The organism is Shewanella sp. DW31 (genome assembly GCF_015767295.1).
Classification (GTDB): domain Bacteria; phylum Pseudomonadota; class Gammaproteobacteria; order Enterobacterales; family Shewanellaceae; genus Shewanella; species Shewanella oncorhynchi.
The window spans coordinates 145149-160262 of record NZ_JADWMP020000001.1 but is presented as its reverse complement, the minus strand read 5'-3'; the positions used below and the strand labels follow the sequence as shown (position 1 = coordinate 160262).

At 46.6% G+C, this 15114-nt stretch carries 12 protein-coding genes; 8 read left to right on the top strand and 4 right to left on the bottom strand.

Features of this window, described 5'->3' with window-relative positions:
- Positions 1-55: 55 nt before the first annotated feature.
- A complete protein-coding gene (locus tag GWI56_RS00665) occupies positions 56-982 on the bottom strand; it encodes an LpxL/LpxP family Kdo(2)-lipid IV(A) lauroyl/palmitoleoyl acyltransferase (RefSeq protein ID WP_198571849.1) in 927 nt (308 codons plus the stop codon).
- Positions 983-1085: 103 nt separating this feature from the next.
- Between GWI56_RS00665 and hldE the strand changes: the two genes are divergently transcribed.
- The 4 genes from hldE to GWI56_RS00645 all read left to right on the top strand — a co-directional run bounded on the left by hldE (position 1086) and on the right by GWI56_RS00645 (position 4724).
- The gene (hldE, locus tag GWI56_RS00660; protein ID WP_113939015.1) at positions 1086-2516 is read left to right on the top strand and encodes a bifunctional D-glycero-beta-D-manno-heptose-7-phosphate kinase/D-glycero-beta-D-manno-heptose 1-phosphate adenylyltransferase HldE; all 1431 of its coding nucleotides are present in this window, start codon (positions 1086-1088) and stop codon (positions 2514-2516) included.
- Entirely contained in the window at positions 2513-3340 is an 828-nt protein-coding gene (locus GWI56_RS00655) for a hypothetical protein (RefSeq protein ID WP_198571848.1), read from the top strand. The genes hldE and GWI56_RS00655 overlap by 4 nt, the downstream gene beginning before the upstream one ends.
- Before the next feature lie 151 nt (positions 3341-3491).
- Entirely contained in the window at positions 3492-3971 is a 480-nt protein-coding gene (locus GWI56_RS00650) for a TetR family transcriptional regulator (protein WP_006082899.1), read from the top strand.
- A gap of 168 nt (positions 3972-4139) precedes the next feature.
- A complete protein-coding gene (locus tag GWI56_RS00645) occupies positions 4140-4724 on the top strand; it encodes a hypothetical protein (protein WP_198571847.1) in 585 nt (194 codons plus the stop codon).
- Positions 4725-4919: 195 nt separating this feature from the next.
- Here the strand turns inward: GWI56_RS00645 and GWI56_RS00640 are convergent, their stop codons facing one another.
- From GWI56_RS00640 to GWI56_RS00630, 3 genes are all read right to left on the bottom strand, one after another.
- Positions 4920-5300: a hypothetical protein gene (locus GWI56_RS00640; protein ID WP_105251574.1), complete on the bottom strand. Its 381-nt coding sequence runs from the start codon at positions 5298-5300 to the stop codon at positions 4920-4922.
- Positions 5301-5521: 221 nt separating this feature from the next.
- Positions 5522-7006 (bottom strand): Re/Si-specific NAD(P)(+) transhydrogenase subunit beta, encoded by a 1485-nt coding sequence (gene pntB, locus GWI56_RS00635; RefSeq protein ID WP_198571846.1) that lies wholly within the window; start codon positions 7004-7006, stop codon positions 5522-5524.
- An 11-nt stretch (positions 7007-7017) separates the two neighbouring features.
- The gene (locus GWI56_RS00630) at positions 7018-8544 is read right to left on the bottom strand and encodes a Re/Si-specific NAD(P)(+) transhydrogenase subunit alpha (RefSeq protein WP_198571845.1); all 1527 of its coding nucleotides are present in this window, start codon (positions 8542-8544) and stop codon (positions 7018-7020) included.
- 419 nt (positions 8545-8963) lie between these two features.
- Here GWI56_RS00630 and GWI56_RS00625 point away from each other — a divergent pair, with 419 nt between their 5' ends.
- The 4 genes from GWI56_RS00625 to mtgA all read left to right on the top strand — a co-directional run bounded on the left by GWI56_RS00625 (position 8964) and on the right by mtgA (position 14884).
- Positions 8964-10763 (top strand): assimilatory sulfite reductase (NADPH) flavoprotein subunit, encoded by a 1800-nt coding sequence (locus tag GWI56_RS00625; RefSeq protein ID WP_198571844.1) that lies wholly within the window; start codon positions 8964-8966, stop codon positions 10761-10763.
- 99 nt (positions 10764-10862) lie between these two features.
- Complete coding sequence (cysI, locus tag GWI56_RS00620; protein ID WP_105251579.1) at positions 10863-12560, top strand: assimilatory sulfite reductase (NADPH) hemoprotein subunit; 1698 nt, start codon at positions 10863-10865, stop codon at positions 12558-12560.
- Positions 12553-13335, top strand: a complete 783-nt coding sequence (locus tag GWI56_RS00615; RefSeq protein WP_198571843.1) for a phosphoadenylyl-sulfate reductase — start codon at positions 12553-12555, stop codon at positions 13333-13335. The genes cysI and GWI56_RS00615 overlap by 8 nt, the downstream gene beginning before the upstream one ends.
- A 763-nt stretch (positions 13336-14098) precedes the next feature.
- On the top strand, positions 14099-14884 hold the full coding sequence (gene mtgA / locus GWI56_RS00610; RefSeq protein WP_198571842.1) for a monofunctional biosynthetic peptidoglycan transglycosylase: 786 nt from the start codon (positions 14099-14101) through the stop codon (positions 14882-14884).
- Positions 14885-15114 lie beyond the last annotated feature (230 nt).

The window sequence follows — 15114 nt, the reverse complement described above, 5'->3', positions numbered from 1 at the left end:
CCATAAAAAATGCCAGCTTATTTGCTGGCATTTTTGTATTCAAAAACTGAATGAGTTACTGATATAAAGATTTGTCCGTTGGGTCGGGACGGGTCTTAAAGCGGCGATGTAACCACATATATTGGGCGCGGTTTTTATCTATGATGGATTCGATAATCTTGTTACCGCGAATCGCGTCGGCTAATTCATCTTCGCCGGGGAAATTATCCAGCGGTGGCATCACTTCAATTCGATAGCCTTTATCATCTGTGGTACGTTCCACAAAAAAAGGCAGGACTTTAGCTTTGCCGAGTTTAGCTAACGTGGTGGCACCGGTAATCGTTGCCGCATCTGGCATGGCATAAAATGGGATAAATACCGCGCTTGATCGGCCAAAGTCTTGATCGGCCGTGTACCAAATCACATCGGGATTGCGTAGGCAGCGTATCATTTGGCGCAAGTCGCGTTTAGAAACGAGACCTTTATTCGAGCGTAAACGGCCTTTAACTTGGAGGTATTCCATCACAGGATTGTTGTGTGGGCGATACACTCCCACGCCGGGTTGAAATTGGCCGAAGATACGTGCGCCCATTTCCAGCGGTAAACAATGCACGGCAAAGAGGATGACGCCGTGGCCAGCATCGAGTGTGTTTTGCACGTGTTCTTTGCCTGTAATGCTCATGTGCTGCTGCACTTTTTCATCGGACCACCACCATGCATTGATGGTGTCGAAAATGGCTTTGCCCGTTTCTTCAAAGTTACGCGTGAGTAAATCTTCTCGCTGTGCTTCCGCCATTTCAGGGAAACAGAGGGTCAAGTTACGGCGCGCTGTGTGGGTGCGGCCAGCTGCGAATTTCATTACTAAGCGACCGAATCCCTTCCCCAGCGTCATCTGCCAAGGAAGCGGTAGAAGCTGAGTTAAACGCATCAAAAATACGCCAAACCACATGGGCCAATGCTTAGGATGATATAAAGAAGATGAAAACTCGGCTTTCTCGACCACAAAAATACTCACTACTTTTGAAAATTACTGCTCATTCTAACTCAATTTTTGCTGAAAATTAGGTACAATCACGGTTTAATTTCTGCATAAAGATAAGAGCACTATGAAGGTTTCTCTGCCAGCATTTGAAAAAGCCAGAGTGTTAGTCGTCGGCGATGTGATGTTAGACCGCTATTGGGTTGGCCCTACGGGACGTATCTCCCCTGAAGCCCCCGTACCTGTGGTGAAGATTAATCAAGTCGAAGACAGACCCGGCGGCGCGGCCAACGTGGCGCTCAATATCGCGACATTAGGGGGGCAAGTTCAACTTGCCGGGCTCGTCGGCCAAGATGATACTGCCCATGCCCTAACGCTCGGTGTGCAAACTTTAGGGGTTGAACCCCAATGGTTAAGTATTACTGATAAACCAACCATCACTAAGCTGCGGGTGTTATCACGTAATCAGCAGCTTATCCGCCTCGATTTCGAAGAAGCCTTCGACAAGGCCGATAGCGTGCGTTTATTGAAACAATCCGAGGCCTTACTCGATTCTGTCGATGTCGTGGTGTTGTCCGACTATGCAAAGGGCGCTATCGATCAGCCGCGAGATTTTATTGCATTAGCGCGTTCGAAAGGTGTGATGGTATTAGTCGATCCTAAGGGCAGTGACTTTGGTCGTTATCATGGCGCGTCACTCATTACCCCAAATATGAGCGAGTTTGAAGCAGTTGTTGGCACTGTGACCTCTGAAGCCGATCTGCTAGAAAAAGCCCGTGGCTTACTCAAGCAACATCATTTTGATGCCATTTTAGTGACCCGCTCTGAAAAGGGCATGACCTTAGTGACCGCTAATGCGCCTGAGTTGCACATTCCTACCGTTGCCCGTGAAGTCTATGATGTGACGGGTGCTGGCGATACTGTGATTTCAGCCTTAGCAACCTCATTAGCCGCGGGCGCCGATTTACCGCAAGCTTGTGCGATTGCGAACACCGCCGCAGGCGTTGTGGTCGGTAAACTTGGCACTTCTACCGTGAGCCGCATTGAGCTTATCGAAGCTTTAGCTTTGCACCATGGAGAATCGGGTTTTGGGGTGGTGAGTGAAGATCAACTGGCCTACGCCTTAGAGCAAGCCAAATTGCGCGGTGAACGTGTGGTGATGACTAATGGTTGCTTTGATATTTTACATGCGGGCCACGTGAGCTATCTTAAACAGGCGAAAGCTTTGGGCGATCGTTTGATCGTCGCGGTAAACGATGATGCCTCGGTTAAACGCCTCAAGGGTGAAGGCCGTCCAGTTAATCAGGTTGATCGTCGTATGGCTGTGCTCGCTGGCTTAGCTTCTGTCGATTGGGTTGTGCCTTTTAGTGAAGATACGCCGCAGCGCATCATTACTCGATTGCTGCCAAATCTGCTGGTCAAAGGTGGTGATTATAAGCTTGAGGATATTGCTGGTGGCGCTGAAGTGATTGCCGCCGGTGGCCAAGTTCAAGTGCTGGGCTTTGAGGATGGTATTTCAACCACGGCGATTATACAAAATATCATGGCGAATCAGTGAGCTTAGTCGCTCTGGCATTCGCATCTAGCCTGACTTGGACGCCCATTGCCGATAAGCAGGCTTTGATTTGCCCTTTACCTGAACTTGATACTTGCTTGGCATTATTGCCAGAGCAAGTGTTGGTGCAGCTTCCTGCAACTCTCGAACAATTTAGGCTTGATTTAGGCCGCAGAAGTGCCATGGTCATGCCCGTCGATGACAATAAAATTGCGGGCCTAGTCTTAGTGAATGAGCCGCTGACACCACAAGTACAGTTAGCCAGTGTTGATATGGTGACCTATCAATTACCTTTGCTTGAACAGCCGCAATTAACCCTATGGCATGAGCTTGGTCATTTGGAGAACCTTGCTCTGCAAGGCTCTGTGTTACCGACTCACTTGAGTGCATATCAACATGAATGGCTAGCCGACATTTATTTGGTTTGGCGTATCGCACGGGAGAAAAATGATTTTGCCTTGGCGTGGCAGCAATACCACAGACGTAACCTTGATGCATTAACAAGCCAGAAACATTTGTCGCATTGGAGTTCGCCAATGTTGATACAAGTGTTTCATCGATATGATGTTGCTCAAGTGGCTAAATTTACCGAGTATCGGGACTTTTTAACGAATTTTTACCCTAAAGCCGAGCAATTAGAGCCGAGATTATTAGGTGAGTATTCGAGCTTAATGCAACGCACTTTTGGCGCGAGTGTATTGCAACCCCTTCCTGAATATCTATTTTGGCGAAAAGCCGATCTTGGACACTATCTCCAACCGACGTTCGTTTTACTCATGGGCGAAGAAAAAGCACATAACTGGTTGGTACAAAATTCAATGTTATGAATGTGTTAATTAAATCAGTGGTGAAGCCTGTTTTAAACTGAACCCTAGCTGAACAAAAGTGAAATACGCTGGTTACGGCCCAGTGAACAGCAGTAATCCCTGAGCGGCTTTGGTAAGCTTTCCCCCTAAAAATAAGAGGGGAGACATTACTATGGCTAAGCGCTCGCGAGTACAAACTGAGCAAACCATAAATCAAATTATGGATGAAGCGTTAAGACAAATTTTGACTATCGGCTTTGAGACTATGTCTTATACTACGTTATCTGAAGCAACGGGTATTAGTCGCACAGGTATTAGTCACCATTTTCCACGCAAAAGCGATTTTCTTGTTCGTTTAGATAGTCGTATCGGCAATCTATTTGTTGCTGCGCTGGATTTTTCTAGCCAAGAGGCATTGGAAACATCCTGGATGCAAGCAATGCAGGAAGAACATTACCGTGCAGTATTGAGACTGTTCTTTAGTCTTTGTGGTGGTGCCAACAATGAAATCACCCTCTTTAGAGCGGTGAGTACAGCGCGTCAGCAAGCGATTGCTGAGTTAGGCTTAGCGGGCGATCGCACGATCAACCATTTATTAGGCCGTACAGCTGTGATGTTGCTATCCAATTTTGATGTGGCAAAAGCAGCATAATAGACTGACCAATGAATATAAAAATGGAGCCTGATGGCTCCTTTTTTGTGGGTAAAAATCGTGATTTGTACTGAGGTAAGTCATACCCCAATAGTGTAGGATGACCATTCAATAATGATTTAAGTTAGTGATATTGCCTTTTACTCTTGATTTGACAGGATAAAACATATGGACATGACACCCATTTCTAATGAGGCAGATATGCCTAAACGCGCCATTAAGCTTGATAACACTGAGCTTATCAAAACCAGTTTTTGGGTGAGTCAGATTTTTATAATCATTGCGACTGTTGTTGGCGTGTACTTAGCCGCGCAAGAAGGGTTGTCACAGGCAATTAAATTTGATGCCCTGAGTAATATGCAGAATAACTATCATTTGCGTCATGCCCTATATGACGAAGTGAGTGACAATGTTGAAATCTTGAGCCATTACGCTGACACAGTTGAGACTGTGAGTAGTAATAGTTTAGTGAAAATGCATCCGCAGATGGGATTATTTGTCTGGGATAACATGCGCTATTCTGCCAATGCGCTAGAAACACCGAGTGATATTTTGTCTGATATTCGTCGTTTGTATTTAGAATCTGAGAAGATCATTAACAATATTGAAACCCGTCACTATAGCGTTTCTTACGGTAAGGATCAGTTGCAAAATGTATTGAGTAAAATCAAAGAAGATACTTTGCCAAAACTCAAAACGAATTATGAAACCCTGTCAAAAGGGCTTAAAGATAACGATATTGCCGTCGACTAACGTATCTTGGCTTAGCTCCCCCCAAACATCAGGGGTCATTCTTATCACTGATGTTTGAATCCATTGATGAATTCAGTGTTGCTGACAACACTTCTGCATGATCTGCTTTAGTCCCCATTATTTTATGGCACTTAAGCTAACGATGAATCTAGCCAGATTTTCTCCGTCGGTATTTGTCATCAAAACCTTGTTGAGTTAGCTTAATTCCTGTCGATAGGCTTGAGTTAATTTTTGCTGTTGTAGATAGATGCGAATCGCCAAGAAGGTTAATGCGGCAGCAATCACGGCACTGATTGCGTGGTGAAAGACTAAGTGACTTATCAGGAATGTGGGCAAGTCTTCAAAGCTGTCGATAAGGAAAAGCTTAGTGATTAAGCCGATATAGACGAGAAGATGCAGGGCCGCGCCAGTGATAAAGAGTCGTTTAAATTTATCAATCAGTTTGATATCTAAATTGATATTAAACCATCGACAAAACAGGTACCCACTCAGGCCGATGGTAATCGATATCCAGCCAAGCCCGAGTAATGAGGTTTTGATTAATACGGCAGACAGGATAAACAGCCCAAGCAACATTTATTATTTCCTTAAACCAGCTTTAAATTTAACTTACTGTTTTAGCTTACATTAAGCATATCAGCATTGTGGGCAGATAAGCCTCGCATCATATTGGCGCAGAGACTAGCTTAATAGGCTTAAAAAAATGTGAAAAGAAAGGGAGCCAGTGGCTCCCTTCATTTCTTTAGAATAGTGTTTATCGCCTAAACGATTTTTATTCTGTTGATATTAAATCAAGCTCAAAGTGCCTTTAAAATGGCTTCAACACTGGCCTTAGCATCCCCAAACAACATTTGGGTATTTTCTTTGAAGAACAGTGGGTTTTGCACGCCGGCATAACCTGTGTTCATCGAACGTTTAAAGCCGATCACGTTTTGCGCTTTCCATACTTCCAGCACTGGCATACCTGCGATTGGACTGCCTGGATCTTCCATTGCCGCGGGGTTAACCGTGTCGTTGGCGCCGATAACGAGCACGACATCTGTGTCTTTAAAGTCTTCGTTGATTTCGTCCATTTCGAGCACGATATCGTAGGGGACTTTCGCTTCAGCGAGCAGTACGTTCATATGGCCTGGTAATCGACCAGCAACTGGATGGATACCAAAACGCACTTTCACGCCGCGATCACGTAGTTTTTGGGTGATTTCCGCAACAGGATATTGCGCTTGCGCCACTGCCATACCGTAACCCGGAGTGATGATGACTGAAGTGGCATTTTTCAGCATATCCGCCACATCTTCTGCGTTGGTTTCACGGTATTCACCCATTTCTTCATCGGCAGTCGAGGCCACACCATCTGTGCCAAAGCCGCCCGCGATAACTGAAATAAATGAGCGATTCATGGCCTTACACATGATGTAAGACAGAATCGCACCCGATGAACCCACTAACGCGCCGACCACAATCAAGAGGTCGTTCGACAACATAAAGCCTGCCGCTGCCGCTGCCCAACCTGAGTAGGAGTTCAGCATAGACACAACCACTGGCATATCCGCGCCGCCAATGGATGCCACTAAATGCCAGCCAAAGGCGAAGGCAATCAAGGTCATCAACAGCAGTGCTGGCATAGTGCCGCCTGTCTGTACGAAGTATACCAACAGGGCTAAAGACACTAGCACTGCGACTAGGTTTAGCTTGTGGCGATGTGGCAGCATCAGAGGTTTAGATGAAATCAGTCCGCGTAACTTACAAAAGGCAACGATAGAACCCGTAAAGGTCACCGCACCGATGAAGATCCCGAGGAAGACTTCGACCAAGTGAATGTTAAGCATAGCGCCAGTGAGGTGCTCTTTGCTGGCGGTCTTCACCGCTTCACTTAGCGCATCTTGTACTGCGGCGAGGGTCGTATTGATATCACCACCGACTGCCATCACGACTTGTGATACTTCCTGTGGGTGTAAGTCGATAAAGCTGTTGAAACCCACTAATACCGCGGCCATACCCACAAAGCTGTGCAATATAGCAACCAGTTCAGGCATTTCAGTCATTTCGACTTTTAGTGCTAAACGGATACCAATCGCGCCGCCAATCACCATAGCGATTAAGATCCACGCAATTCCGTTAGTATCGGGGTTGAAAATGGTAGCCAGTAGGGCGATTGCCATACCTAAGATACCGAATAAATTGCCGTGTTTTGCCGTCTCTTGCTTCGACAGTCCCGCGAGACTGAAGATGAAGAGAATGGCGGCAATAATGTAAGCTGCTGTTACCAGTCCTTGAGACACGTTAAACCCCCTTAATCCTTACGGAACATCTTCAGCATGCGCTGAGTGACGGTAAAGCCACCGAAGATGTTAATACTGGCGATCAGCACGGCGATAAACGCCAGTACAGTGACCAAAGTTGAACCCTGACCGATTTGCAGTAGGGCGCCGACCACGATAATGCCAGAAATCGCGTTAGTGACTGACATTAGAGGCGTATGCAGTGAGTGGGATACGTTCCATACCACGTAATAGCCAACAACGCAGGACAGCAAGAATACTGTGAAATGCGACAGGAACTCTGGTGGTGCTACCGATGCCACGGCAGCAAATCCAGCAACGCCTAAGGCGGCGAGCACGTATTTGAGCTTAGATGGTGCCTTCGGAGTGGTATTTTTCGGCTCGATTTTCGCCGCTGGTTTTGCTGGCGCCGCAGAAACAGAAATCGGTGGTGGCGGGAAGGTCACTTCACCTTCTTTAATCACTGTCATATTGCGCATGACTACATCATCAAAGTTGATGCTGGCTGTGCCGTCCTTTTCTTTACACATTAACTTCATCAGGTTGACTAAGTTAGTGCCGTAAAGCTGTGAGGATTGCGCCGGTAGACGACCGGGAAGGTCGGTATAACCAATCACTTTTACGCCGTTAGGAGTAACAAACAGCTCACCCGATTGCGTGTATTCGCAGTTACCACCCGTCGCAGCGGCTAAATCGACGATCACTGAGCCGCTCTTCATGCTATCAACCATGGCTTTGGTGATGAGCTTAGGCGCTGGACGACCAGGGATTAGCGCTGTGGTGATGATGATATCGACTTCTTTGGCTTGTTCGGCAAACAGTGCCATTTCGGCGGCAATAAATTCATCCGACATGGTTTTAGCATAACCGTCCGATGAACCACCTTCCTCGTTACCAAAATCCAGTTTAAGGAATTGGCCGCCCATAGATTCGATTTGCTCGGCCACTTCTAAGCGGGTATCGAAGGCGCGCACTATGGCGCCAAGCGAACCAGCAGTACCAATGGCGGCAAGGCCAGCTACACCAGCACCAATGACTAACACTTTGGCGGGCGGTACTTTACCAGCAGCGGTAATTTGGCCAGTAAAGAAACGGCCAAATTGATGTGCGGCTTCAACAACGGCGCGATATCCACCAATGTTTGCCATAGAGGAGAGGGCATCAAGTGACTGGGCGCGGGAGATGCGTGGCACCATGTCCATTGCCATCACGTTGATCTTGCGTTTAGCTAACTTCGCAACCAGCTCAGGGTTTTGTGCGGGCCAAATAAAGCTGACGATAGTCGTCCCGTCTTTGATTTGTTCAATTTCGGCGTCGCTTGGCGCATTGACCTTAAAGATCAGATCGGCTTGCCAAACGTTTGATGTCACCTTCGCGCCCGCAGCTTCAAAAGCTGCATCATCGAAACTTGACAGTTGACCTGCATTGGCCTCAATAACAACTTCAAAGCCGAGTTTTTTAAGCTGCTCAACGGTGGCTGGGGTCGCGGCGACCCTAGTTTCACCGGCGAGACTTTCTCTCGGTATTCCAATCTGCATGACTACTCCCTGATGGTTTATATAATCGTTCCGCCTGCTGTTCTTCCTTCATCGTACTCAACTGCAAAATCTGTCGTCACCAGCGTTTATTCGGCGGGTGATTCGAGTCAGTTAGGGCATTCAATCTAGGATGGACACTTTTTGTTTTTAAAACAAACTATTCTGTGGGCAACAGAAATTATTGTTCGACAGGCTAATGACCATTGTGGCAATACTTTAGCTTGGCACAAGTGCATATTTCTCAAGCAGGCCGTTTCTGCACTGGTCGGATCAAAAACTTTTAACCAGTGCACACTTTTGTAGCTTAAATTTTGCACTTTGTATATTCCAAAATGGAATTAAAAATCCTATTTTATTCTTTTTTGCTTTTCTTAAACCGCGATAAGCTTGTGGACATTACACTGTCATAGGGCCGTCTCATGTTGTTAAAAGAACTTTCATCGCTGGCTTCGCCATTGTCTCAAGGACAAGTCGATAAGCTAAAACAACTCACTTCTGAGTTAAGTGCTGTGCAATTGGCCTGGGTGAGTGGCTATCTTGCTGCCACAGCCAATGCGGGCCAATTAGCGCCTGCCGCACAGGCGCAAACGGCTCAAACTGTGACTATTCTCTATGGCAGCCAAACGGGTAATGGCCGTGGTGTCGCTAAAGCGCTCGCCGATAAGGCGCAGGCGCAAGGTTATGCGGTCAATCTGGCTTCAATGGGCGAATACAATGTTCGCCAATTAAAGCAAGAAGCTGTGCTTTTATTGGTGGTCAGCACCCATGGTGAAGGTGAAGCGCCGGATGATGCGATTGAATTACACAAGTTTTTAGCATCGAAACGTGCCCCTAAGTTAGACAATCTACATTACTCAGTGCTGGCGCTGGGGGATTCTAGCTATGAATTTTTCTGCCAAACCGGTAAAGACTTCGATGCCCGCCTAGCAGCACTCGGTGCTAAATCACTATTACCTTTAATTGAATGTGATGTGGATTATGAAGCTGCCGCGGGCCAGTGGCACGCCGATGTATTAGAGGCCGTTAAGCCGCTAATCGAAACCTCGTCCGCCAGTGTGGTATCCATCGGCACCGCTAAAGCGATTGGCGAAAGTGAATTTACTAAGCAAAACCCCTATAGCGCCGAAGTGCTTGTGAGCCAAAAAATTACCGGCCGTGGATCAGACCGAGATGTGCGCCATGTTGAAATCGACCTTGGCGACTCAGGCTTAACCTATCAAGCGGGTGATGCCCTTGGTGTGTGGTTTAGTAATAACGAAGTCTTAGTCGATGAAGTCTTAGCGGGTTTGTCATTAGCCGCCGATGAGTTAGTGACCCTTGGTACTGAATCCTTGTCCCTTAAGCAGGCTTTGGTTGATAAGAAAGAATTGACTCAGTTATACCCTGGATTAGTCAAAGCATGGGCCGAATTGAGCGGCAGCGCAGAACTGCTGGCATTGAGCGAAGATAAAGAACAAGTGCGCCACTTTATCCTTAAGCATCAATTTGCCGATTTAGTCACTCAGTATCCGTTATCAAATAACTCAGTAACCTTAAATGCAGCAAAACTGCTTGAGCTACTGCGTCCATTAACGCCAAGACTTTACTCTATCGCCTCAAGTCAAAGCGAAGTCGAAACAGAAGTCCACTTAACTGTGGCCTTAGTGGAAGATGAGCGCCACGGCTCAGCACGTTTTGGCGGCGCGTCACACTTCTTAGCGTCTGCGCAGGAAGGCACGCAAGTTAAGGTTTATGTTGAGTCGAACAAGCATTTCCGTTTACCCGAAAATCCAGAAACACCGGTGATCATGGTAGGCCCTGGTACCGGTGTTGCGCCGTTCCGTGCCTTTATGCAGGAGCGCGTAGCCCAAGGTATTCAAGGCGATAGCTGGTTATTCTTCGGCAATCCTCACTTTGAGCAGGATTTCTTGTATCAAACTGAGTGGCAACAGTATCTGAAAAATGGCGATCTCAGCCGTATCGATGTGGCGTTCTCACGCGATCAAGCTCATAAGATTTATGTGCAGCACCGCATTAAAGAGCAAGGCCAAGCCCTGTGGCAATGGTTGCAAAACGGCGCGCATCTGTACATTTGTGGTGATGCTGAACGTATGGCGAAAGATGTTCACCAAGCCTTGATTGAGGTGGCTGTCGAAGTCGGTGGTTTGAATACCGAAGCTGCCGAAGCCTATTTTGAAACCCTGCGCAGCGATAAACGTTACCAAAAAGACGTGTATTAATCTCAACCGTTGCGCAGATAAGAAACGCATAAGAATAGCCAACGCTGCACACGTGATGATCTGTGCAGCCAGCGAACCGAATTTGAAGAGGCAGTTGCCATGAGTGAGCAAAAGTTAGCGTTAAACGAATACCTAAAGACCGACAGTGATTACCTGCGCGGGACTATCAAAGAAGGTTTAGATTCTTCTGTGACTGGCAGTTTCAGTGACGGCGATCAGCAGCTGATCAAATTCCATGGCTTCTATCAGCAGGATGACCGCGATTTACGTAATGAACGTAAAGAGCAAAAACTCGAACCTTTATATAGTTTTATGTTGCGTGCCCGTGTACCTGGCGGTATTTGTTCTCCGCAGCAATGGTTAGGCGTAGATAAAATTGCCTCGACTTTAACTAGCTCGAACAGCATTCGTTTGACGACCCGCCAAACCTTCCAATACCACGGTATTCCTAAGCGTAACTTGAAGACCATTATTCAAGACTTAGATCGCGAAGCGCTGGATTCGATTGCAGCCTGTGGTGACGTTAACCGTAACGTGATGTGTAACCCCAATCCGGTGGAATCGAAACTGCACGAGCAGGCCTATGCAGTGGCGAAACAACTGTCTGATCATTTATTACCCCACACTCGCGCCTACGCCGAAATCTGGTTAGATGAAGAAAAGTTACTTTCGACTGAAGATGAAACCGTCGAACCTGTGTATGGCAAAACCTATCTGCCACGTAAGTTCAAAATGGCGGTTGCGGTTCCTCCCGATAACGATGTTGACGTTTACACTAACGATTTAGGCTTTATTGCTGTTGCCGAAAACGGCGAGCTAGTTGGCTTTAACTTAACCGCGGGCGGCGGCATGGGCTCGACCCATGGCGAAGTGGAAACCTTCCCACGTCTGGCTGACGACTTTGGTTTTATCAAAACTGAAGACGTGATGAAGTTTGCCGAAGCTGTCATGACAGTGCAACGCGACTGGGGCAATCGCTCTAATCGTAAGCGCTCGCGCCTTAAATACACAATCGTTGACCACGGCTATGAGAAATTTAAAGCCGAAGTTGAAGTACGTGCTGGGGTGAAATTTGAACCTAAGCGTGATGTAGTGATTGGCGATCGCGGCGATCGTTATGGTTGGGTCGAAGGCGTTGACGGTAAGTGGCATTTAACCTTATTTATCGAAAGCGGTCGTATTAAAGATTTACCAGGCCAGACCCTGCAAACGGGGCTGCGTGAAATCGCTAAGATTCACAAGGGCGATTTCCGTATGACCTCGAATCAAAACATGATCATCGCAGGCGTCGCGGCGGAAGATAAAGCCACCATTGAAGGTTTAGCCCGTAAACATGGTCTGCTGGGCCAAGTGTTGACGCAAACCCGCGGTCACTCGATTGCCTGTGTGGCGTTGCCGACGTGTCCATTAGCGATGGCGGAAGCCGAGCGTTATTTCCCTGAGTTTATCGATCATATCGATGCGCTACAGGCAAAACACGGCATCAGCGAGCAAGCGATTGTGGTGCGGATGACGGGTTGTCCTAACGGCTGTGCCCGTCCTTTTGCCGCTGAAATTGGGCTTGTGGGTAAGGCGCCGGGTCGTTATAACTTGTACTTAGGTGCAAGCTTTGAAGGGACTCGTCTGAACAAGATGCACAGAGAAAATATCCAAGAGGCGGACATTCTCGCCGAATTGGATACCCTGTTTGGCCGCTACGCCGTAGAGCGTGATGCAGGCGAAACCTTTGGTAACTTCACCGTCCGCGTGGGTGTAGTGAAGGCGGTGATTGATGCCGCTAAGGATTTTCATGGCTGATCTTGACCAAAAAACCAGTGATAAAGTGCCGACTGTGGTCAGCGCTGCCGAACTCAAGGCATTATTGAGTGCGCCTAAGGCAGAGCAAGCGATAGAGCTTGAACGTATTAATCAGTTCTTAGGTGGATTAAGCGCACAAGAGCGAGTGCTATGGGGCTTAACTTATTTGCCCGGTAATCATGCGCTGTCCTCAAGTTTTGGGATCCAAGCCGCTGTAATGCTGCATATGGTGAGTCAGGCACAGGCGAATATTCCGGTTATTCTCACGGATACGGGTTATTTATTCCCTGAGACTTATCAGTTTATCGACGAGCTGACAGAGCGTTTATCACTGAATTTAAAAGTGTACCAAGCAGTGATGACATCGGCATGGCAAGAGGCGCGCTTTGGCCAGTTGTGGGAGCAAGGGGTAAACGGACTAGAGCAATACAACCGGTTAAACAAAGTTGAGCCTATGCAACGCGCTTTAGCCGAGCTTGAGGTAGGCACTTGGTTTGCAGGGCTGAGACGCAGCCAAGCCAGTACCCGTGAGGCGTTGCCGATACTGGCGATTCATGGCACGCGCTTTAAGTTACTGCCGATTATCGAGTGGTCGAATAAAGATGTGCACCTCTATCTGACTCAATTTGATTTGCCGTACCATCCACTTTGGGACCAAGGCTATGTTTCTGTGGGGGATACCCATTCGAGTAAACCACTCGAATTAGGTATGACAGAGGAAGAAACTCGCTTTAATGGCCTACAACGTGAGTGTGGTTTGCACTACGATATCTAGTCATTTTATTGATTTTAAATATTAAACGCCTCAACTTAGTTTGGGGCGTTTTTTTATCATTTTAAGGTAGGTGGGGTTTGGGGTGAATTTAATACTCTGGATTGCCGAGGAAGTTAAGTGATGTCATTTAAGCATCATTTAACTAAGATAGATTGATATTCATAGAGTTAGTTTGCATTCATTTTTAAATGCTAAAAATGTTGTACATTTTTACTCACAGAGTTATGCACATTGGTTAAGCCTGCGCTATATTTTGAAGTTCCCGTAGATGGTTTTGAAGCGTTTTACTGCGTTAATTGACATGATTCATGTCTTTTATGAGGTTAAGTTGTTGTATATCGGTATTTATGGGCTGGGTTTGCTGTGTATCGATATGGCTTAATTGGATGCAGTGAAAGCGTTGAAAACCTGACTCGCACCTGCGAGTATCAAGCAGTTTGATTGACTTGCTAGCTCTCGTTAATCAGCCATCATTACCTCGGTCAGCTGTCGTCAAAGCTGCCGAGGTCAAGTTAAGTCGACTCCAGTCAATCTTCAATAGTGATTTGTTCTTGTTATGGTTATTTCTCAACCTATCTTTGATTATCGAGTAAGATATCCTTGGTGTTTCCTCTATTCTCGTAGCATGATCAGCTTGCAACTCGCGTAAAGCTTTAGAATATTTTCTGTAAGCCTAGGTTGCCCCAAAGAATCCTTGCAATGGGATGGCTTGACTGGATAGATGAGAAACAAGAAATGAGAGTGTGTGGATGAGATGGTATAAATGACGACCCCTTTATATGCGATGCGAGATCATGTCAGGCGTCCAAGTGTTAATAAGTCGAGTGACCCAGCACCTCAGAGACGAAAGCGTGGTTTTCGTCGTTTATTGTCTTGGTTATTTAAGGGATTAGTTTGGGCATTTATTTGCTCAATTTTATTAGTGATCCTACTACGATTCGTCGATCCTCCTATGTGGACTTGGCGTATCGAGCGTGCCTTATTTCCACCTGCACCTATCGGTGAGATCAGGCATCAATGGCGCGATTTAGCGCAAATTTCTCCCGAATTACAATTGGCTGTGATTGCTGCGGAAGATCAACGTTTTGTTGAGCATACTGGATTCGATTTAGCCGCGATAAGTTCGGCACTGAAATACAACCAAAAAGGCACTAAAGTCCGTGGGGCAAGTACCTTAAGTCAGCAGGCGGCGAAAAACCTTTTTATGTGGTCGAGTCGCAGTTTCTTTCGTAAGGGATTGGAAGCTTGGTTTACGTTATTGATGGAGTTGACTTGGGATAAGTCGCGTATTCTTGAAGTGTATTTAAATATTGTAGAATTTGGCCCAGGCATTTATGGCGCCGAAGCGGCATCAAAGCATTATTTTGGAAAGTCAGCGGCAAAACTTACCCAATACGAGGCCTCATTACTCGCAGCCATTTTACCCAATCCTTGGCGCTATAAGGTGTCTCCACCGTCATCCTATGTGCAGCAGCGCTCAGCTTGGATCCGTAAGCAAATGCGTCAGCTAGGTGACGTCACGCTTAAAAAAGTCCACGAAGCACGATGACGCTCTGGTGAGTTAGTTTGAGTGAGATGATCTTAATTTGTCATTGAGTTCTTTGCTTAATCGTCGATGACTTTGAGATGTTTTATTACCGAATTGAAATAAGATTGGAGTTATGTTTAATAAACGTTAATTCTAATGCGTTTTTAATGCTGCGAACTCCTATCCTGTTCGCTTCTGTGTCGGTTTAATGTTAAATTATCGGGAAAATTTTATACCTTAGTTTCGCTTAG

What these genes read in the sequence shown, in the direction of transcription:
- cysI (WP_105251579.1), top strand. Translation starts at nt 10,863, where the DNA reads ATGAGTGAGCAAAAGTTAGCGTTAAACGAATACCTAAAGACCGACAGT.
- GWI56_RS00640 (WP_105251574.1), bottom strand. Translation starts at nt 5,300, where the DNA reads ATGTTGCTTGGGCTGTTTATCCTGTCTGCCGTATTAATCAAAACCTCA.
- GWI56_RS00615 (WP_198571843.1), top strand. Translation starts at nt 12,553, where the DNA reads ATGGCTGATCTTGACCAAAAAACCAGTGATAAAGTGCCGACTGTGGTC.
- GWI56_RS00630 (WP_198571845.1), bottom strand. Translation starts at nt 8,544, where the DNA reads ATGCAGATTGGAATACCGAGAGAAAGTCTCGCCGGTGAAACTAGGGTC.
- GWI56_RS00625 (WP_198571844.1), top strand. Translation starts at nt 8,964, where the DNA reads ATGTTGTTAAAAGAACTTTCATCGCTGGCTTCGCCATTGTCTCAAGGA.
- hldE (WP_113939015.1), top strand. Translation starts at nt 1,086, where the DNA reads ATGAAGGTTTCTCTGCCAGCATTTGAAAAAGCCAGAGTGTTAGTCGTC.
- GWI56_RS00650 (WP_006082899.1), top strand. Translation starts at nt 3,492, where the DNA reads ATGGCTAAGCGCTCGCGAGTACAAACTGAGCAAACCATAAATCAAATT.
- GWI56_RS00645 (WP_198571847.1), top strand. Translation starts at nt 4,140, where the DNA reads ATGGACATGACACCCATTTCTAATGAGGCAGATATGCCTAAACGCGCC.
- mtgA (WP_198571842.1), top strand. Translation starts at nt 14,099, where the DNA reads ATGACGACCCCTTTATATGCGATGCGAGATCATGTCAGGCGTCCAAGT.